The following is a 20,033-nucleotide window of genomic DNA, read 5'->3' as shown; positions in this document are numbered from 1 at the left end:
GGCTGGTTCCCAACGCCGGCGTCATGCCGCTCGCCAGCCTGCGCGACGTCGTCGGTCCGATCGCGCGCTGCGTGCGCGATGCAGCTCTTACTCTCGATGCGCTTGCCGGTTTCTCGATGGAGGACCCCAAGACGAACGCTAGCGTAGGCAAGCGTCCCATGGGCGGCTACGCTTCGAAATTGAACAAGGACGCATTGAACGGAAAACGCATCGGTCTTTTCGGACAGGGCTGGCGTATCTCGACGCTCGCCGAAGAGGCCGTGAGCCTTTACGGGCGCGCGCAAGCCGAGCTCAAGAGCCTTGGGGCCGACCTTGTCGAGGACCCCTTCGCAGGTTCCGGGTTCCGGGAGCTGCGCAAGCCGATCATGCCGGGCGCGGAGTTCGATGCGCGCGGCATGGAATCCATTCCCTACGACGTCGAAAAATATCTGCAGCGGATGGGGTCGACGGTTGCCTTGAAGTCGTTCGCCGACTTCGCGAAGGCAACGGAGAAAGAAAACGCGTTCGGACCGAAAGGCGTGTTGAACTACATGCCGCATTCGCCCGAATTCATGGAGGTCATGAAGGACCCGACGCGGCCGCCGGACATGTCGTCCTTCATCGCCCTGCGGGAAGCTTATCTCGAGATCTTCAACGCGGTCTTCGACAAACAGAACCTCGACGCGCTGATCTACCCGCAGATGCGCGGTCCGCTTGGACCTCTGCACGGCGAAGAGGTCATCGATGCGATGGTGGTGAGCGAAATCAACATCGGCGGCCTGCCGGCCGTCACGGTGCCCGCCGGCTTCTACGCGTCCGGCGCCCCGTTCAATCTCGTGATCGTCGCGCGGCAATGGAGCGAGGCAGACATTCTCGGTCTTGCTTACGCTTACGAGCAAGCGACAAAGCATAGAAAGGCGCCCCAGCTGATGAAAGCCTAGCTGAGAGAGGATCGGCGAGATTACGGTCTCGCCGATCCTGTTTCAGCAGCTATGGCGCCCGCGTGGGCACCGTCCATCATCGCGAGACGGCCAACCGCCTCAAGCTCGCGGACACGACAGGCCTAAACGGCCCTGATGAAAGAAGCAGCAGCGATCCCATGAACCGGCTTCTCGGCTCCGGCCGGGAAGCTGTTTGTCCGCCTTGCGCCCTAAGTCGGACGCCTCAAGCTTTCACCTATTTTCCGAAAGCAGACATTCAGTTGAACGCGATCCGTCGCATCCCGGCCTGGACCGATACAATTGATCGTTTTTCTCGTCCTTTCATAAGTCGACGTCTAAAAAAGCAACGCCTCATCTTGACGATTCTGAGTGGCCAGAAGTCTTGCGAGGGTGACCGCGCATCGGCGTTCCCAAAATAGGGCTCCATCTTTCCGCGCCTCTTGCATCGTTCGGCGAAGGTGGCGCTCTGCCGCTTTCGACCTATCGGCTTCGTCGTCCCGTAACATGCGAATGGCTTTGAGGCGTTCGAGTTCATGGCGGTGCCATTGGACGCCCGAGCGCGAGGCGTCCACGAACGCTTGGTCGAGGATGGTTGAGGCTTCCGCTACCTCCCCAAGGGCCAATAGCCCTTCCACCAGATCAGGAACCAGTTCGGCGCAATGGGTTGCCTGTCCTGTCCCCCGTAGCAGTTCGGTTCCGAAGCGGAGCGCGACGACACCAACCCCCGGATGGCCCTCGCGGATTTTGAGCTGAGCACCGGCGCAATCGGCATAGCGAATCCAGAACGTGTAGCCGTGCCGGGTCGCGAGGTTGCGCAACTCAGTCTGGTGTTGTTGGGCCGCATCGAGGTCATCCGACCACAGAGACAGGGGACAAAGCGCCGCTCCAAGCGCCGCACATGTCGCGAGCGTGTCGTGACGCGATCGCGCGCGACGAAGGGCTGTCTCGGCTACTTCATGAGCGTGTTCGGTCTCTCCCTGAAGGAAGAGGACACGCGCCAGCATCGCACCACCTAGTACGGCATGATCGTAATGCAGCCAGATTGCCGGGCGGCGGTCCTCCAGGACCGATCGATGATCGAGGACCGCCTCTAGATGCTTGCGTGCGGAACCAAGTTGACCGCTGTAATGGAGGGCGTGGCCGAGGATCCTATCAGCCAAAATGCCATGCGTAGGATCGATGGAGCGGCGCGCCTCCACGTCCAGCCTCTCGGCGAAACCCAGGGCATCGGGCAGTTGCTCGTTGTAGATTGTCAGCATCCACTCGCCGTACAGGACCTGTATAAGCGCGGTCGGGTCTGCCGCCCGTTCCGCGGCCTCTCGCGCCTTGTCCAGCAGGCGTCGTGTCCGGGCCACAACGCCTTCCGTATGGATCAGCGTGATGGCGAGGATCGTTGCCAATTGCATGACCAGTGTCGGCTGGAGATCGAGACCATCCTCCAAGCGGTCCAAGGCGCGGTTCGCCCGCTCGTTGCATTCCGCGAACAGCGACAGGTCCAACCACACCGGCAGATACGCGGCCGTGAGCTGCACGCCCGTCGCGGCGTTTCCGGACGGCGCAAAACACCAGTCGAGCGCGGCGCGAACGTTGTTGATCTCGCGCCGGAAGAAAGGGAGCCGCTGACCGGGTGAAAAGAGCCGATTGGCTAGAGCCGACGGCGCGAACAGCTCTGCAAAGAATGCCGCGTGGCGGTTACGTGCGGTTTCGAGGCAATCGAATGCAGCGAGCGTCTCGGTCGCATAGGCACGCGTCGTGTCGAGCAGACGCCATCTCGGCTCTCCCCTCGTTTCGTCCAAGAGAACAAGAGACTTGTTGACAAGGCTTGCGATATCCTCGGCGACGCGGCGCGCGTCGAGATCGAGCACGCATGCCGCAGCCTCCTGAGTGAAACCGTCTGGAAAGACGGCGACATGAGACAGGACCCAACGTTCGCTGTCGGTAAGCAGGTCATAGCTCCAGTCCATCGTCGCCCGCAAAGTCTGATGGCGCGGGAGCGCCGTTCGACGGCCGTCCACCAGCATCGCGAACCGATCTTTAAGGTTCGACTGGACCTCGCCCAAGCCGAGCGCCGCCGCGCGTGCCGCCGCCAGCTCGATCGCCAGCGGGATGCCGTCCAAGGCTCGGCAGATGGCTCCAATCGCCGTCAAATCCTCTTCGCCAGGCGTCCAGCCAGCACGAAGGGCTTCGACACGCTGCACGAACAGGCGGACGGCGCCGTAATCCGTCGACGACGGACCCGCCGCTTCTTCGGGTAAAGGCGTATCCAGGGTTTCGACTCGATAAGCCACTTCGCCCTCCACACGGAGGAGATCACGGCTCGTCATGAGCAGCTTGGCATGCGGGCAAACGCGGAGAATCGTATCAGCAAGCCGCGCGACCGCGTCGATCACATGCTCGCAGCTATCTAGGATGAGGAGAAGCCGACGATCGCCGATCGCACGCGCAACCGTCGCCGGCTCGATCGTCCCGCCACCCGTGGCGAAACCAAGCGCCGTGGTGACCATCGACGGCACCAGCCGGGCATCCGAGAGCCCAGAAAGTTCGACCAGCCAGATTGCCCCCGCGAGGGCCGTCTCCCGATCTGCGACGGCCAATGCCAAGCTGGATTTGCCGATTCCACCATGGCCCGTCAGCGTCACCAGCCGGTGCACCTTAAGGAGGCCGAGCAAGTCCTCGATGGCTCCGGCCCTACCGATCAATTCCGTCAGCCGCAGGGGCAGCTTGGGCGCCTGCGGATGCGGCGCGGGTCGAGGATCCGGCTCGGTCAGTGCCGCCATCTGCGAGGGTTCAATCAACCGGTAGCCGCGCCCGGATACCGTTTTGAGAAAGCCCTGGTCGTCGCCCAACGCCTTACGAATGGCAGAAATCTGCACGTGCAGCGCGTTGTCGCCGACCACGGCACCCGCCCACACGCTCTGTAGGATCTCGTCCTTCGTGACCAATTGCCCCTGCGCGCGCAGCAGAAGTTCCAGAAGATCGAAGGCTCGGCTACCGAGAGGCACTACGCCATGGAGATCGCGAAGCTCGCGGCGGGCCAGATCTACTTCGGATCGCCCTAGGAAAACGACGGTCTCCTGCAATGGCACGCCTTACACCTCGCTCGTACGGCTTTGACAGGTCACAGCGTAGACAATCGTCTCCCCAGACAAAAGGGTACGGCAAAACGCATTGGCCATGGCCCGGAGCCGCGCGACGATTTCAAGATCGCACGATCGCGGTTTGCGCGACAGGCAGCAGAAGAGATCAGAAAATTTCAGATCTCTGAAAGGACCTCACGCCGCGCGCCTCCTAGAAAAGCGATGTCGGAAACGCCGACGGCGACGAAGCGGATCGGATGACGAAAAGCTCCGCTTCTTCCGCCGGCCACTCGTTGAAAGGAACGCGTCTTGGACCCTTCGGACCAGCTTTCCCAGCCGCCACGCCCTTTTTCGGCATCTCCCCAGATCGATCGCCGCCAGCTCGTTGGCGGCGGCGTCCTGGCACTGGCTGCCGCCAGCGTCCCTCTAGAAAGGAGCTACAGCATGAACGCACAAACCTCTTACTGGCCGAACGGCGCCCGGCTTGCCGTAAGCCTCTCTCTGATGTTCGAGGGCGGCGGTCAGCCAATCTCGGGCGCAGGCGGGGTGATCCCGGACCCGATCGAGACCGGCGTCCCAGACCTGCCGACCAATGCTTTCTTCGCCTACGGCCATTACGAGGGCATCCCGCGGATTCTGGACCTGATGGATAAGCACGGCATCAAGCTGTCGTCGTTCATGATCGGCAAGGCGGTCGAGACGTCGCCGGACCTCGCCCAGGAGATCGTTCGTCGGGGGCATGAGGCCGCCGCGCATGGGCGGGCGTGGGAGAACAGCTACCAGCTCTCCCGCGAGGCCGAGAAGCGTTTCATTGCAGAAGGCGTCGAGACCATCCACCGCGTGACCGGCCAGATGCCGGTCGGTTGGAACGCGTACTGGATGCGTAATTCCATCCACATCTTGGAAACGCTCCAGGACCTCGGCTTCCTCTACCACATCGACGAACCGAGCCACGACGAACCCTTCATCGTGCCGGTACGGGGTCGCGATTTCGTCACCGTCCCCTATACATTCCACATGAACGACATCGTCTCGTTTCCCTTCCAGGGCTGGAACCCCACCGCTTACGAACAAGCGCTTCGGGACGAATTCGACCAGCTCTACGAGGAGGGAGCCAAACGTCGGCGGATGATGGTGATCAGTCTCCACGACCGCATCTCCGGCCATGCCGGTCGCGTCCGCGCCCTCGACCGATTCCTCGCTTACGCCAAGAGCAAAGACGGCGTGTGGTTCGCCCGCAAGGACGAGATCGCAAAATACACGCTTAGCCAGCGTGATACGGCGCCAATACTTCGCCGCGCCTCGCCGAGCGTGACCGGCCTGCCAGGTCCGACGGCCTGAGGCCTCGGGTCCAGATCTTATTTTCACCATCACGGCACAGAGCAGCTCGGGCCGCCGACGGCGGTCCTTGCCACTGTGCCGAAGCGAAGGATCGATTCAATGACATCCACAGTTTTTGCTTGGTCGCTCGTCGCCGCAGCCCTGTTGCCGGGGAAGACGGTCGCGCAGGCCGCGGACGTGGGAATAGCGAACCTCGTCATCGCTTCCGGCGTTCCGACGGCCCAGCGTGACGCCGACCTCGGCTCCGTCCGCGCCTTTTATTATTTCTGGGACACAGGCAACGAGGACGGGCTCAAGACAGCTTTAGCGACAGGCTTCGTCGACCATACGCTGCCGGAGGGACGGCCCCAGGGGCCTAAGGGTCCTGCCTTCGCATCCCGGATGTTTCGGGCTGCCGTTCCCGATCTCCGGGTCGCCATCGAAAAGATGATCGTCGCGGGCGACTATGTCACCGTTCACATGCGCTTTACCGGCCATTTTAGGGGAACGATGGGCGCGGTCAAAGGAGCGGGCCAGCCGGTCGATTTCATCGCAACCGACCTGCTCAAGATCACGGATGGGCGCATCACCGACAATTGGCACATCGAGGACAACCTCACCTTGTTCAAGCAGATGGGCATTGCAAAGCTCGCGATGTGATCGTCACAGCCGCTAGCGATGGCGGCCGAAGACTGCCCGGCCCGGCCACACCCTTCCCAACCTCATAGGCTCCCGTCATGACCACATGGACCACATCCAATATCCCGTCCCAGAGCGGACGCCGCGTCGTCATCACAGGCGCCACAGGGGGCTTGGGTTATGAAACGGCCCTCGCGCTGGCTTGCGCGGGCGCCGACGTGCTGCTGACCGGCCGCAACACCGACAAAGGCAACGCCGCGCTGAATCGCATCCTGCGTGCCTATCCTGGCGCCACGATCCGTTACGCCGATCTCGATCTCGCCGACCTGTCGTCCGTCGCCCGCTTCGCTACGACGCTGACCAGCGAGCAGGACAGCATCGATCTCCTGATCAACAATGCCGGTGTCATGACGCCGCCGACACGCAACGTCACCAAGGACGGGTTCGAGCTGCAGTTCGGCACGAATTTTCTCGGCCATTTCGCTCTGACTGCCCGCCTGCTGCCTTTGCTGCGAAACGGTCGGGCGCCACGCGTGGTCAACCTCAGTAGCGGCGCGCATCGGCTGCAAGCGGCGATTCATTTCAACGACCTGCAGTGGGAGCGATCCTACAAGCCCTGGGCGGCCTATGCTCAATCCAAGCTCGCCATGATCTTGTTCGCCTTCGAACTACAGCGGCGCAGCGATGCCGGGACATGGAGCGTGATGAGCAATGCGGCTCATCCCGGTTGGGCCGTCACGGACCTACAAAAGAGCGGCCCACGCATGGGACGCGGCGCTCGCCGGACCCTCGCCGATCGGATCGGCGGGATGCTCGAACCCGTGTTGGCGCAGTCCGCGGCCGAAGGGGCTCTGCCGACCTTGTTCGCCGCGACCTCGCCCGACGCCAAACCTGCCGCATACTACGGTCCGCAGGGCCTTCTCGAACTCAAGGGCCCGGTCGGATTGGCAAAGGTCGGGGCCGAGGCGCGCGACGCCGCTGTCGGCATGCGCCTATGGTCCGTCGCGGAACGTCTCACGGGCTTTACCTGGCCGAAAGAGGTGTCGCCCTAGTCGTCGCTGATGCGACGCGTCCTAAGCGTTCCGGCAATCGGTTGAAGACGCGTTCTCGACCCGGACCGATTTCGGCGGCGTACCGTGCCGCCGGAGAATACCGCAATCGGTCTCTTACCAAATCAGGAATCTCAGTCATGCTGAACCGTCGTACCTTTACCACCATGATGGTCGCGGGCGCTGCCGCCTCGCTGCTTCCCAAGAGCGCCTTCGCGCAGGGCGTGCCCATGGCCAACAACGTCGTTTTCGTCCACGGCCTTTTCGCCGATGGATCGTGCTGGTCGGAGGTCATCCCACGCCTGCAGGCGGCAGGCCTCAACGTGACATCCGTGCAGAATCCCTTGACGACGCTCAACGAAGCCGTGGCGGAGACGCGGCGTGTCATCGCGCGGCAGGACGGTCCGACGGTCCTCGTTGGTCATTCCTTCTCGGGCATGATCGTCACGGAGGCCGGTATAGATCCCAAGATTTCGGCGCTCGTCTACGTGGCCGCTCGGGCCCCCGACGCGGGCGAAGATTATACGGCGCTCGCAAAAACCTATCCGACCCCGCCCGCTTCGGCAGGAATCGTCTTCGATGGGGACGAAGGGCGGCTCACCGAAGCTGCGTTCCTCAAGGATTTCGCGGGCGACCTGCCGGAAGCCAAGGCCAAAGCGCTTTTTGCCGTGCAGCAGCCGTTCCACAAAGCCCTGCTCGCAGGCAAAACCACGCAGGCGGCTTGGCGTATGAAGCCCAGCTTTTATGCGGTGTCGACCGAAGACCGGACGATCAATCCCGACCTTGAGCGCTTTATGGCGAAGCGCATGAAGGCGAAACCATCGAAGTGAAGGCCAGCCATCTCGCCCTGATTTCTCAGCCTGGGCCAATCACGTCGCTGATCCTGGAAGCCGCCGGTCGCAAGTAGCGACCAGACCGGCTGTTCCGGCTTGTCGCAACGCGCCACGTCGCGCGGATAGAATAAGGAATCATCATGCGTGCCGTTGGATACCAAAAGCCTCTCCCGATCACTGACCTCGCTTCGCTCGTTGACGTGACGCTTCCCAAACCTCAGCCTCGTGGCCGTGACGTTCTGGTGGCTATCCACGCCGTATCGGTGAACCCGGTCGATACGAAAGTCCGGATCAGTGCGACCGCTGAGGTCGGTTCGTGGAAGATCCTTGGCTGGGACGGCGCAGGCACAGTCGAGGCGGTGGGACCCGACGTTACCTTTTTCGCGCCAGGCGATGCCGTATTCTATGCCGGCGCGCTCGGCCGGCCTGGAACGAACTCAGAGTTCCACCTGGTCGACGAACGTATCGTCGGGCGGAAACCGGTCTCGCTGTCGTGGGCGGAGGCAGCCGCGCTGCCCCTGACTTCGATCACTGCCTGGGAAGCTTTATTCGAGCGCCTACGGATCTCGGACTCGCGATCAAGCAAACCCGCATCCATCCTCATCATAGGCGGGGCCGGTGGCGTTGGCTCGATCGCGACACAGCTCATCCGGCAGCTTACCGACCTGACTGTGATCACGACGGCGTCAAGGCCGGAGACACAGGCTTGGAGCCGCGAGCTTGGGGCACATTACGTGATCGACCACAGCAAGCCCTTGGCGGCAGAAATATCGGCATTGGGTATCGGGTCGCCAAGATTCGTCCTCTCGACGATGGGCACCGCGGCGCACCTTGACGAGATCGCCAACCTTATCGCGCCGCAGGGGCACTGCGCTCTCATCGATGATCCCGGTCAACTCGACGTCGCACTTTTCAAGCGCAAAAGTGTGTCGACGCATTGGGAATTCATGTTCACGCGGTCGATGTTCGAAACGCCGGATATGGCTGCCCAAGGTCAACTGCTGAACGAAGTCTCAAGCCTCGTTGACGCCGGACGGATTCGTACGACACTCGGCGAAACGTATGGCGCCATCAATGCGACGAACCTTCGACGCGCTCACGCGCACATCGAGAGCGGGCGAGCCAAGGGTAAGATCGTGTTGGAAGGATTCGAATGAAGGTACAGCCGTGCCGCGCGACCGTATCGAGTCAGAACGAGACGACACGACGAATCGAAGGATAGGAAAAATCCAGTGAAGGAAGCGCACACGACCACCGGACGCTTCGACATTGAAGCTATAGCCGCGGCTTTGCCGGAGACTGCAAGCACCTTGCTAGTCGACACTTATATCACGGACACAGAAACCGCGAGCACCCGCGTATTCCGCGTCTACAGAGGCACCCCCACCCATTATCATGTTGGATGCGACGAATTTCTATACGTACTCTCGGGTCGAGGTACGTTCTGGATGAACGATGAATCAACAAAGGCTGAATTCGGTCACGGGCAGTTGCTCTTTTTCGAGCGCGGCACGGTACACGCTCTGCCAGATATACTCGCCGAACCTCTCGTATTCCTGTCGATCGATACACCGCGACGCGATCCGACCGATATCGTCTTCATCGACTCGCGAAAGGGCACGCCTGCGACATTCATGGCTCGCAATGCTTAAGGCCCGTCGGCTCGTTGGTTTCGCGCCACGCAGTCGCAAGCATCAGGAGCACTTTCATCGTCGTCAATCGCTCGCGAATTTCGCTGATAGCCAAACCAAGAGGTGGAGTCATCGGCGACGTCGACGCGATTCGGCCGCTCAGTTGGCTCCCGCGACCTTGGGAAGGCTCCGCCTTGGATCCGCTGTCCAATGGTGCTCGCTTCGAAGCGGCCTAACCAACTTCGGTCACAACACGCGCTCCGACGCAGGACAATTGGCGCGGCAACCCAGTCATTGGCTTGACGCGTCAACAGCAGCTAAGTTGGCGTCATGAGAGTTTTAATCTTCGGTGCTACCGGCATGGTTGGTCAAGGCGTCCTGCGCGAGAGTCTCCTTGACGAGCGGGTAACTGCGGTAGTTTCAGTTGTCCGCTCTCGATCTGGGAAGGCGGATCCGAAGCTATTGGAGATCGTCCTTCCCCAAATGCAAGGGTTCGAGGGCGAAGCGGGCTCGCTTGCCGGCTATGACGCCTGCTTCTTCTGCATCGGCGTCTCGTCTGTCGGCATGTCCGAGGCCGTCTACACCCGTGTGACCTACGATCTGACGATGACGATCGCCACGGCGTTGGCGGAACTCAACCCTGAGATGACCTTCATCTATGTGACAGGCGAGGGTACCCATCGCGAAAGCCGCCGGATGTGGTCTCGCGTCAAGGCGCGGACGGAGGATGCACTGACGGCCTTGCCGTTCAAGGCTGCCTATTTCTTTAGACCCGCCTTTATCCAGCCCCTACACGGCGTCGTCTCTAAGACGCGTTGGTACATGGTGATCTACGTGATGGTATCACCGGTTTCGGCGATCTTGATGCGGTGGTTTCCGAAGTTGGCGACCACGACGGAGAACGTCGGACGAGCGATGATCAACGTCGCTGCTAAGGGGCATCCGGTATCTGTCCTCACTAGCGCAGACATCAACGCAGCCAGTACGCCGGCCTCTCAAATCGATTTTGAATAAGTATACCGCGCCGTCGGACGCTGCGCTGGTTGACACGAATGGGCCGGGTTTGAACCGAGCGACTTATCGGTCGTGCCGCCTTTGGTACTTCGGCGAGTCAAAGACGTCGTCGATGACTACGTTGAAATCGACTTTGTATCGGGTTTAAGGGCTTCGCTAGTAAATGCGTGTGAACTAAATGTCGGCTCCATTGGGTTTCACACGAAAAGCTGACAGGCAGATTCCGGCCATGTCCGGTCTTCGCCAAGCCAATTTCGAACGTTTACCACGGGCCGAAACCGGTCGCGGCCGAGTTACCAAACCATTTCAGCGCTCTCTCTTCGGCCGCTCGCTCGGCGGCGAAACGAGCGGTAGCGAAGGACGGGGCGGTGTCGTTTGGATAGAGGGCTCCTGTAGCGCGCAAGCTTGAGCCTTCGTTCTGCACCATCCATAAAAATGTCCAGCCCGCGCACACGCGACGGTCGAATAATACCGTTATGATAAGACGCAGTCCGGTGCCCTCGCGGAGTCGGGTCGCCGCGATCTCAGCACCGAATGTGCCGGTTGACCTGATGCCGAGATCCCATCCATCCGTCACCGCCTGAAACAGGGCATCCCGAGCCGGCAGATCGTGTCTGTCAGCGATCCGGCGCGCGTGATCCGCGATAAATGCCAGACGGTCTCCCGACGGGAGCTCGATGCCGAGCAAACCAGATGCGATTGCGTGTGTCGTCGGGTGAATCGGAGCCAATGCGAACTTCCTCTTGTATCTGTTCGGCGAAAAGGTGGCATGGCAACGTCGACTACGATTTCCGCGTAAAAAGATTTTCAGGCAAGGTTTTGGCCCGGCCAAGTGCGGTTCTCGCGACTTAAGCGCGTTGTGCTCGAAGATCGCGGCGACAAAAGCCCTGAAAAATAATTTCGCCTTTCTATTTCGCGAGCAAATCGAAGCACCTTGCCGAGGTGAGATCTTGATGTCGCCGACGGGCACCGGCGTCCATGTTGTCCAGCGTAGGAGTTTCTCATGTGTGCAAACAACGAAGCGGCCAAGGCCGCACTCAAAGCGGCGGGCAATCGCGTTGTCGCTGGAGTCGAGACGTTGCGGGGTCGCGAAAGGCCGGGTGTCGACCAAGCTTGGGCGTGTCACGGCTTTGCTCGCCGCGTCGCTGAGGAAGCCTTCGGCGTCCTCCCTATCCAGGACGGACCCGAAAGGCTCGATCCCGACGCGATCCGGGCAATGGTTCCTCGCCTCGAAGGCGCTGCGGATCTCGTCGAGGCCTTGCTCGCCGCGAGGCTCTGCCAGCTGTAAAGAGATCTGGGTCTCGTTCCGATCTGCTCCATGCGCCCTGAACACCATGATCGCTGTTCGGCGGCGTATCTCTTCAACGAATGAGAAAGGACCGGCATTTTGCCGGTCCTTTTTTATTGTTTTGAGGCAGCAGCTCATTTGGGTGTGAGAACCAGGTCGGCTTTAAGGATCGAAATAGGGCGTCTAGGTGAACCCATGCCCCCCGTATTCCGGCCTGAAGGGACCTCGATCGCCGATCGTCAGATCTTACCGAACTATAAAATACGGTAGGCGATCGCATCGCAGGGGCTGCGGAATACGAAACGGCCTCGCGCGTTGGCCTCATAAGGGCTCGGCATCTTAGCTTCTTTCCATTCGACGACGAAATCGCATCACCATTTCCATGGCTACTGAAGTCGCTTCCTATTGGAGGCGACCATGGCAGCCCAGCGCTCGCCACATATTTCTCGCGGCATCCGGCCGCCGAAGACGGAAGGCGACGCTGCGCGGCTCCGCGTCCAGCGGGGCCGCCATGTCTAGCCGCGGCCATACACCCAAGCCCAAGACAATGATTGCGTCCGGACGCCGATGCAGGCCGGCCGAGCGTATCCCGCGTTGCAAGGCTGGTTCGCATACGCCCATCGTCGCGGACACGTGGCCTTCGGTCCCGTCTGTTGTCGGTAAGGAGGTGGACGTCGTCGAGACCTTCCTCGGAAGGCTTATCGACCAGCTGCTTCTGGGAAATTAGGACGCCGACCCCTTTGTCCGCGCCTGGATCGGATCTATGATGGCCACGCCAAAGCGAGTGAAGTCATGCGTTTGCGTAAAATAAAACCAGAATGTTCGCCGCTCGTAGCTGGAGAATCTTTCTCCTGTTGTGGGTACTATAGAGTATCCACGGGTCGGCAAGCTGAGTCAGATCTGTCTATTCCTGATCAACGAAAGCAAATCGCGGCCTTTTGTGTGGCGAAAGACTGGAATCTCACGGCTCATTACATCGAAGCGGGAGCATCAGCAACCGATGACGTGCGTGGCGAATTTCAGAAGATGATCGAACGTGCGCTCGACGACGATCGTCCCTACGACGCGATCATCGTACATTCGTATTCGAGGTTCTTTCGCGACGCGTTCGGTTTGGAAATGTACATCCGGAAACTCGCGAAAGCCGACGTCAGGCTGATCTCGATCACGCAGGAACTCGGCGACGATCCCGCTCAAATCATGATGCGCCAAGTGATCGCGTTGTTCGACGAATATCAAAGCAGAGAAAACGGAAAACACGTTCTTAGGGCAATGCGTGAGAATTCTCGTCAGGGCTTTTACAATGGATCGCCGCTTCCTCTTGGATACACGACCGAAGAGATCGAGAAGCGCGGCATTCGTATCAAGAAAAAAATGGCTGTCGATCCGGTGGAGGCCGAAACGATCAGGCTGATATTTCGACTTTACAAAGACGGGGATGGCCGCGAAGGCCCGATCGGCGTCAAGAAAATCGCGGTCTGGCTGAACGAGCGCGGGCATCGCACCCGCTCGGGTGCTCGGTTCGGCGTCAGTGGTATCCACAAGATTCTGACGAACGAGGCCTATATCGGGCGGGCCACCTTCAACAAGCGGTGTTCGAAGACGCTTCGGATGAAACCGGACGCCGAGCACATCACGTTCGACATCCCTTCGATCATCGATCGAACCGTTTTCGACGCTGTTCAGACGACCCTTCGGGCTCATAATCCGCGCTCGATCGCGCCACGGGTCCTGACCGGCCCTATCTTGCTCACTGGTTTGGCACAGTGCGCGACCTGCCAGGGCGCCATGACGTTGCGAACGGGAACGTCGAAGTCCGGGATGGTTCATCGCTACTATACGTGCTCGACCTGTGCCCGGCAGGGCAAGGCGGCCTGCAAGGGCCGTTCGATCCGTATGGATCGTCTCGACAACCTGGTCGTGGATCATCTCCAGGCGCGGCTGTTCCAGCCTGATCGGCTCACGGCCCTTCTTGGCTCCGTGATGGCTTTGCGTTCGGAGCGCGCTGCCGAGGTCGATTCACGAGTCGCGCGCCTGCAGACGGAAATCTCGGACGCCGACGAGCGGCTCAAGCGCCTTTACCAAATGGTCGAGGACGGCCTGACCGACCTCGACGATATCCTGAAGGAGCGCGTCGGCGCTCTCAAACATGATCGAGAGCGGGCAAAGGCGGCGCTCGATCGCATCCGCGAGACACGATCGTCGGCCATGACCTTCGACCCCGAGACAATCGAGCGCTTCGGCCGCCTGATGCGGGACAATATCGCAACGGGAGCGATCCCATTTCGAAAGGCCTATCTGCAATCGGTCATCGAACGCGTCGAAGTCGACGATGACGTCGTCAGGATCGTCGGCAACACCGCTACCCTCGAACAAGCGATCGCGGGTGGAGCGGCTCCAGCGGATGGTGTTCGCAGATCTGTACCGAAGTGGCGCACCCGATAGGATTCGAACCTATGACCTCTGCCTTCGGAGGGCAGCGCTCTATCCAGCTGAGCTACGGGTGCGGGAGGCCAAGCCTGCGCCGGCGCAACCTAGCCGAACTTCGCGGGCGGGGCAACGGGCGGCAAAGGCTTTGCCGGTGTCTCGCGACTTGACGGCGGGACGGCATCGGGGGCTCTTGCGGCGAACAGTGGAACACCGTGATGCGCCGCGAAACAGCACAGGATCTGGAATGACCGAGACGACGCCGGAGGGCCGGGCGGGGTTGAGCATGCGGACGCGGCTAGCGGCGGCCGGGCGGCGGCCGTCCGAGCAGTTTGGTTACGTCAACACACCTATCTATCGCGGGTCGACGGTGCTGTACCCGACCTATGCCGACCTCGTCGCGCGCACCGGCCGGTTCAGCTACGGCACCGATGGCACGCCGACGTCGCGGGCCCTGGAAGAAGCGTGGAGCGAGCTCGCCGGCGCCGCCACGACGGTGCTGACGCCGACCGGCCTCGCCGCGATCACCGTCGCCCTGCTGTGTGCGGTCAAGGCAGGCGATCACATCCTCGTCGCCGACACGGTGTACCGGCCGACCCGCAATTTCTGCAACACGGTCCTCGCGCGGCTCGGCGTCGAGACCACCTATTACGATCCGATGATCGGCGCCGCCGTCGCGGCGCAGGTTCGGCCCAACACCAGCGTGCTGTTCCTCGAGGCGCCGGGCTCGCAGAGTTTTGAAGTTCCCGATCTGCCCGCCCTCATCGCCGTGGCGCAGGCCAAAAACCTCTGCACCATCCTCGACAACACCTGGGCGACACCGTTGTTCTATCCGCCCCATGCCGCGGGCATCGACATCGCGGTGGAGGCGGGCACCAAATATCTGTCAGGCCATTCCGACCTGCTACTCGGGCTGACCTCGGCGAATGCGGCCTGGGCGGCGCGGCTGCGCGCCACCTTCGACGCCTTCGCCATGTGCGCCGGCCCCGAAGATATTTTTCTCGGGCTGCGCGGCCTGCGCACGCTCGACCTGCGACTGCGCGAGGCGGAGCGCCAGGGGCTTGCCATGGCGCATTGGCTGGCCGCCCGGCCCGAAGTTGCGCGGGTTCTTCACCCTGCGCTCCTGTCGTGCCCCGGCCACGCGTTCTGGAAGCGCGATTTCCGTGGCTCCAGCGGTCTTTTCTCGATCAATCTGAAACCCTGTTCGACCGAAGCCCTCGCCGCGATGCTCGATGGTTTGAACCTGTTCGGCATGGGCTATTCCTGGGGTGGCTACGAGAGCCTGGTCATTCCCTTCGACTGCGCCGCCTACCGGACGGCGACGACATGGGCGCCCGAAGGCCATAGCCTGCGCTTCTCGATCGGACTCGAGGATATCGCCGACCTGCAGGCCGACCTCGACGCGGGCTTCGCCCGTCTGCGCGACACGCCTTGAGGCCAAGCTTCGCGCCAGCCTTGCCGTGCGACACGGTTGCAGGCAAAATCGCTTAGGTTGCCGATGTGTAGGACAGACGGGTCATGAAGAATCTGCGGCTTGCGCTGCTCGGCCTGGCCGCGATCGTCGCGCTGCTTCTCGGCGCCAGCTTCCTGGATCGCGCCTTTCGTACGGACCAGCCGGCCGTCGAGGCGACAAGGACGCCTGCTCCGCCTGATGCCGCCACGCCGATCCCGCAGACCGAGGCGGCGACGGCGGCACGTCGGAAAATCGAGGCGAGCGTCGCGGAATCGCCGGATTACGTCCGGTTCTTCGATCGGCTGCGGCTCGTGTTCCCCAGCGAATACGACACGATCCTCAACGGGCTGGCGCTACAGGCGACGAGCACCGGCAAGCAAGGATCGGTCGACGAAATCATGGCAGATACCGTCGTCGCCTTGCGTCGCGCCGATGGCGTCCTCGCCGCGAAAGCCTCGGACCAGGCGCTCGGCCAGATCTTCATCTTACAGCTCGGCGAAATGCGCACCCTGGCGCAGCACGATGTTCACCTCTGCGTGGCGTTCCTCTATGGCGCCAGCGGAACCGGGTTTCTCACCTTCGCCGCCGATCATCGCGCTCTGATCGCCGACGCCGCCATTGCCGGCCTCGACGCGATGAATAGCGGCCGGATGGACCAGATTCAGCGGAGTACGCCGAGCGACGGGGACTTCCAGGCCCTCGACAAGGCGCTGACCGAAAAGGGGCTAAGCCGGCCGGAGATCGAGGCCCTGCTCGACGGCAAGAGCGCGGACCCGCCGATCGCCGACGAACGCATGTGCGTGGCGGGCCAGACTTACCTCGAGACTCTGGCCAGTCTCGCGCCCCCGGTGCGAGCCCGGCTCTACGGGCTCGCCGTCGATATCTTGGCGAAGTCTTAGACGACCGCCTTGAAGACGGTGAGGCCGAGGACCAGGAACACGAGGAAGATCGCCAAAGCGACGAAGAACAGAATGCGCGCGATGCCGCTGGCTGCCGACGAGATGCCGGAGAAGCCGAGGCCGCCGGCGATGACGGAGATCACGAAGAAGATTAGAGCCCATTTCAACATGATGACCGCCTGTTCTGATGTTCGACTAGGTGCCGATCAAATGCTCAGCTTGGCTGAATGTTCCAAAGATCGCATCGCGATCAGGCGCTTACGGGATACGCCGGCGACGCGCGTCGGCAATCGAGCCGCCGTGAAGCTCGCCGATTCACTCCGTGCTCCCTGGAGCATCGGACGCGACGTTGCAGACTTTTGCGTCCGATCCGCTGACCCTTGAAAAGAGAGCGACGGCTCAGCGCTTCAGTCAGTCCGCTTAAGCGGTCGGCGCTTTAGGCCTCGAGCGCACGCCGCGTCTGGATCTCCAGTCTGCGATGGACCTCAATCGACCAGAGACGCTTCGAAAGCTTGTACATCGCAGCATCGCCGTGCAGTGCATCGGCGGGCGCGATCGTCGCAAGCGCCTGAGGGGCCATCAGCTCTCGATTGCCCGCCAGGCGGTATTCGGTGATCGCAACGGCACTCGGACGCGGACTCGGCACGGGAATACTCCACACTTACCGGTCTTGTTTAGGCTCGCCCCTGTTGCGTGCGGGTTAAACTCCCGCGTTACCAGGCGAATGTCTTGCAAAGAGAGTTAACGAAATCCCCGTCTACGCAACTTGCGCAAGAGCGGCCAGCGCCAGCCCTGCGAAGAGGATGAGGCCGGCATCGCGGTTGGAGCGAAACAGGGCCAGCGCGCCAACGGGATCGGCAGCATCGACGCGCCAGATCTGACGACCGAGATGCAAGGCGAAGCCCGCGACGCCAAGCTGGGCCAGCGCGTTGCCGCCGATGCCGGCGCTGAACAGCGCGCCTTCGATCAGAATGAGGGCGCCGCCATAGATCACCCCGACGGCCGGGCGGACGGACGCCCCGAACATGCGGGCGGTCGACTTGATGCCAGCGGCCGGATCGTCGCGGGCGTCCTGGATCGCATAGATCGTGTCATAGCCGATCGTCCAGAGCACGGCGCCGGCGTAGAGCCACACCGGTGCCCCCGCCAAAGAGCCCATAGCCGCGGCCCAGCCGACCAGGCCACCCCAGGCAAAAGCGAGGCCGAGCACGAGCTGCGGCCACGAGCTTATCCGCTTCATGAAAGGGTAGATCGCGACGATGACCAGCGACGCCATGCCGAGCAGGATGGTGAAGCGGCTGAAGCACAGCACGACGGCCAAGCCGATCAAGGCCTGAAAGACGAGGAAAATCCGCGCCGCCGCGACACTGACACGGCCCGAGGGAATCGGCCGATACCGCGTGCGCTCGACCTTGGCATCGACATAACGGTCGATGATGTCGTTGTAGGTCGATCCGGCGCCGCGCATCGCCATGGCGCCGACGACGAACAGCGCGAGGTGAGAGACGTGCGGCGGCTGGTGCGCCGCGATGCTCGCCAGCGCGCTCGACCACCAGCATGGGAGCACGAGAAGCCACCAACCGATCGGGCGGTCGAGCCGCGCGAGCTGGAGATAAGGCTGCCAGGACCGAGGGGTGATGCGGAAGAGAAGCTGACCCGGCGCCGCATCGGGAAGCACGATCGGACTTGCGGCGCGCACGTTATCCGTCACATCGCCATCGTGGGTTCTAGAGCGGGCCGGTCGGGAGTTTCTGTGCTTCGGGAGCGTTCAGACCGCCGCCGCTTGCCTGCTGCTGTTGCTGCTTCTTCGCCTGAGCGGCGAAGTTGCAGGCCTGCGTGGCGAAGCCCACAGACTTGGCGGCGCCGGCCCTGAGCGAAGCCACCGTCTCGTCGGGAATGTTGCACCACTTGTTGTTGGATTCGAGATACTTGAGCAGCGCACCTTCGGCTTTCACCAGCCCTTGCAAGGGCGCGCAGGAGGCGAGCGGATCGAGCTTGCCTTTCGACGCCTTGGCAAGCACGTTGAGCTTCTCGATGAAGGACTGCCGCGTCTGCGACAGCGCGCCGATGTCGGCGTTGCAGTCGCCCGCAACCGCGGCCGTGACACCGGCGGACAGGCCGGCGGCGGGAAGAAGCGCGATCAACGCCGCGCGGCGGACAAACTGACCTGCGGTCATGAACACAAGTCCTCTCGCACTGTTACAAAATTCGAGCGGCAAGCCATAGCAAAGACGCGCGCATTTGAAAAGCATCGCGAATCCTCGCAGACGTATGCTAGTCGGCTGGCATGTCCCATTACGACTTCTCCGCGCCTAGACTGTACCTCGAAACGGACACCGGATCTGGTTTCGAGCCGGACCGGGCGATCACGCTCGACAAGTCTCAACACAACTATCTTTGCAACGTACTCAGGCTTTCTGAGGGCGCTCCGATCCTTGTGTTCAACGGTCGCGACGGCGAATGGCGCGCCGTGCTCGTCGCGGTGACGCGCAAGGTGATGGCGCTGCGCCTCGAGGCGCGCGTCCGCGAGCAGACGGCGCCCGGCGACCTGCACTATCTTTTCGCGCCGCTGAAGCACGCCCGGCTCGACTACATCGTGCAGAAGGCCGTCGAGATGGGCGCGAGCGCCATCCACCCCGTCGTGACCCGCCGCACCCAAAATACCCGGATCAACATCGAGCGCATGCGGGCCAACGCGATCGAAGCGGCCGAACAATGCGGGATCATCACGCTGCCGACGCTGGCGGAGCCGACGCCGCTGACGGCGCTTCTGGCTGCTTGGGACCCTGGCCGCACATTGATCTTCTGCGACGAAGATGCGCCACTCGGCGACGCGCTGGCCGCGTTGCACGGCGTCGCCGGACGTCCGCTGGCGGTGCTGATCGGTCCGGAGGGCGGTTTCGATGACGCCGAGCGCGCCGCGCTTCTGGGGCTGCCCTCCATCGTACGGCTGTCTTTAGGCCCGCGCATTCTCCGGGCCGATACGGCGGGCGTCGCCGCGATGGCCCTGGTGCAGGCGACGATCGGCGACTGGATCGCGCATCGCTAAGGCCGGCTTCCTTGATGTCGCCCAATTGTAGGGCCAGATTCGGCTGGCTGGTGGCTGTCGAAAAGGTCGAAATGACGTCTTTCCTGAACTATGCCTCGTCCTCGCTTCTCGGCTCCTTCGTGATGATTGCCGCTGCTGGCGGCTCCGGTCATGCGGCCGAATATGGGACGACGCGGTTCGTCAGCAATGCGAATCGTTGCGCCGCCTATGGGCCGGAGTTCGCGGCGGTTGAGGGCAGCGACACCTGCATGCGTATTGGTGGTCATGTCCGGGTGCAGATGGGCACCAATGCAGGCCTACGGCCGAGTTCCGGCTGGGGCGCAGGCAGTGCATCAGCGGCGACGCTGCGTTCCGACAGCGCCGATCCGCGGACAGGCGCCGCGACGCATCTGCGCGTGCGCGGCGGCCTGGAATATCCCAACCCCTTCTAAAGG

Annotated in this window: 18 protein-coding genes, 1 tRNA gene and 1 pseudogene; 13 read left to right on the top strand and 7 right to left on the bottom strand. The window is 62.1% G+C overall.

Features of this window, described 5'->3' with window-relative positions; all coding sequences use genetic code 11:
• Positions 1–920, top strand: a 920-nt coding sequence (locus GSQ79_RS29720; protein WP_246725479.1) for an amidase family protein, incomplete at its 5' end; no start/stop codon positions are given.
• Positions 921–1,255: 335 nt separating this feature from the next.
• Here GSQ79_RS29720 and GSQ79_RS21085 read toward each other — a convergent pair.
• Positions 1,256–4,000: a winged helix-turn-helix domain-containing protein gene (locus GSQ79_RS21085; protein ID WP_158810753.1), complete on the bottom strand. Its 2,745-nt coding sequence runs from the start codon at positions 3,998–4,000 to the stop codon at positions 1,256–1,258.
• Between the two features lie 441 nt (positions 4,001–4,441).
• On the opposite strand from GSQ79_RS21085, the gene GSQ79_RS21080 reads away from it, so the two are divergent.
• The 7 genes and pseudogenes from GSQ79_RS21080 to GSQ79_RS21050 all read left to right on the top strand — a co-directional run bounded on the left by GSQ79_RS21080 (position 4,442) and on the right by GSQ79_RS21050 (position 10,483).
• Positions 4,442–5,338 carry a polysaccharide deacetylase family protein gene (locus tag GSQ79_RS21080; protein ID WP_158810752.1) on the top strand — a complete coding sequence of 299 codons (897 nt, stop codon included), beginning with the start codon at positions 4,442–4,444 and terminating at the stop codon, positions 5,336–5,338.
• Between the two features lie 99 nt (positions 5,339–5,437).
• Positions 5,438–5,977 carry an ester cyclase gene (locus GSQ79_RS21075; protein WP_158810750.1) on the top strand — a complete coding sequence of 180 codons (540 nt, stop codon included), beginning with the start codon at positions 5,438–5,440 and terminating at the stop codon, positions 5,975–5,977.
• Between the two features lie 77 nt (positions 5,978–6,054).
• Positions 6,055–7,008, top strand: a complete 954-nt coding sequence (locus tag GSQ79_RS21070) for an oxidoreductase (protein WP_158810748.1) — start codon at positions 6,055–6,057, stop codon at positions 7,006–7,008.
• 137 nt (positions 7,009–7,145) lie between these two features.
• Positions 7,146–7,912, top strand: a pseudogene (locus tag GSQ79_RS21065) (alpha/beta fold hydrolase).
• Positions 7,913–7,978: 66 nt separating this feature from the next.
• Entirely contained in the window at positions 7,979–8,995 is a 1,017-nt protein-coding gene (locus GSQ79_RS21060) for a zinc-binding alcohol dehydrogenase family protein (RefSeq protein WP_158810746.1), read from the top strand.
• A gap of 75 nt (positions 8,996–9,070) precedes the next feature.
• The gene (locus GSQ79_RS21055) at positions 9,071–9,490 is read left to right on the top strand and encodes a cupin domain-containing protein (RefSeq protein WP_158810744.1); all 420 of its coding nucleotides are present in this window, start codon (positions 9,071–9,073) and stop codon (positions 9,488–9,490) included.
• Between the two features lie 309 nt (positions 9,491–9,799).
• The gene (locus tag GSQ79_RS21050; RefSeq protein WP_158810742.1) at positions 9,800–10,483 is read left to right on the top strand and encodes an epimerase; all 684 of its coding nucleotides are present in this window, start codon (positions 9,800–9,802) and stop codon (positions 10,481–10,483) included.
• Positions 10,484–10,745: 262 nt separating this feature from the next.
• Here GSQ79_RS21050 and GSQ79_RS21045 read toward each other — a convergent pair whose 3' ends face one another.
• Entirely contained in the window at positions 10,746–11,909 is a 1,164-nt protein-coding gene (locus GSQ79_RS21045; protein ID WP_158810741.1) for a hypothetical protein, read from the bottom strand.
• 654 nt (positions 11,910–12,563) lie between these two features.
• On the opposite strand from GSQ79_RS21045, the gene GSQ79_RS21040 reads away from it, so the two are divergent.
• The gene (locus GSQ79_RS21040; RefSeq protein WP_158810739.1) at positions 12,564–14,216 is read left to right on the top strand and encodes a recombinase family protein; all 1,653 of its coding nucleotides are present in this window, start codon (positions 12,564–12,566) and stop codon (positions 14,214–14,216) included.
• On the opposite strand, the gene GSQ79_RS21035 is transcribed toward GSQ79_RS21040, so the two are convergent.
• Positions 14,202–14,278 (bottom strand) — tRNA-Arg (locus tag GSQ79_RS21035). The two genes, GSQ79_RS21040 and GSQ79_RS21035, sit on opposite strands and share 15 nt — an antisense overlap.
• Before the next feature lie 167 nt (positions 14,279–14,445).
• On the opposite strand from GSQ79_RS21035, the gene metC reads away from it, so the two are divergent.
• A complete protein-coding gene (gene metC, locus GSQ79_RS21030) occupies positions 14,446–15,633 on the top strand; it encodes a cystathionine beta-lyase (protein ID WP_158810737.1) in 1,188 nt (395 codons plus the stop codon).
• A gap of 83 nt (positions 15,634–15,716) precedes the next feature.
• Positions 15,717–16,550 carry a hypothetical protein gene (locus GSQ79_RS21025; RefSeq protein ID WP_158810736.1) on the top strand — a complete coding sequence of 278 codons (834 nt, stop codon included), beginning with the start codon at positions 15,717–15,719 and terminating at the stop codon, positions 16,548–16,550.
• Here GSQ79_RS21025 and GSQ79_RS21020 read toward each other — a convergent pair.
• The 4 genes from GSQ79_RS21020 to GSQ79_RS21005 all read right to left on the bottom strand — a co-directional run bounded on the left by GSQ79_RS21020 (position 16,547) and on the right by GSQ79_RS21005 (position 18,769).
• Positions 16,547–16,720 carry a DUF1328 domain-containing protein gene (locus GSQ79_RS21020; RefSeq protein ID WP_158810734.1) on the bottom strand — a complete coding sequence of 58 codons (174 nt, stop codon included), beginning with the start codon at positions 16,718–16,720 and terminating at the stop codon, positions 16,547–16,549. The genes GSQ79_RS21025 and GSQ79_RS21020 overlap by 4 nt on opposite strands.
• A gap of 266 nt (positions 16,721–16,986) precedes the next feature.
• Positions 16,987–17,196: a hypothetical protein gene (locus tag GSQ79_RS21015; RefSeq protein WP_158810732.1), complete on the bottom strand. Its 210-nt coding sequence runs from the start codon at positions 17,194–17,196 to the stop codon at positions 16,987–16,989.
• Between the two features lie 111 nt (positions 17,197–17,307).
• Positions 17,308–18,231, bottom strand: coding sequence for a 4-hydroxybenzoate octaprenyltransferase (ubiA, locus tag GSQ79_RS21010; RefSeq protein ID WP_246725481.1), 924 nt, complete (start codon positions 18,229–18,231; stop codon positions 17,308–17,310).
• 46 nt (positions 18,232–18,277) lie between these two features.
• Entirely contained in the window at positions 18,278–18,769 is a 492-nt protein-coding gene (locus GSQ79_RS21005; RefSeq protein ID WP_246725478.1) for a hypothetical protein, read from the bottom strand.
• 68 nt (positions 18,770–18,837) lie between these two features.
• On the opposite strand from GSQ79_RS21005, the gene GSQ79_RS21000 reads away from it, so the two are divergent.
• Positions 18,838–19,599: a 16S rRNA (uracil(1498)-N(3))-methyltransferase gene (locus GSQ79_RS21000; protein WP_158810730.1), complete on the top strand. Its 762-nt coding sequence runs from the start codon at positions 18,838–18,840 to the stop codon at positions 19,597–19,599.
• A 71-nt stretch (positions 19,600–19,670) separates the two neighbouring features.
• A complete protein-coding gene (locus GSQ79_RS20995; protein ID WP_158810729.1) occupies positions 19,671–20,030 on the top strand; it encodes a porin in 360 nt (119 codons plus the stop codon).
• Positions 20,031–20,033 lie beyond the last annotated feature (3 nt).

This window comes from Beijerinckia sp. L45 (genome assembly GCF_009765775.1).
Taxonomy (GTDB): domain Bacteria; phylum Pseudomonadota; class Alphaproteobacteria; order Rhizobiales; family Beijerinckiaceae; genus RH-AL1.
Note: the sequence above shows the minus strand (reverse complement) of the source record. Positions and strands in the feature narration are given on the sequence as shown.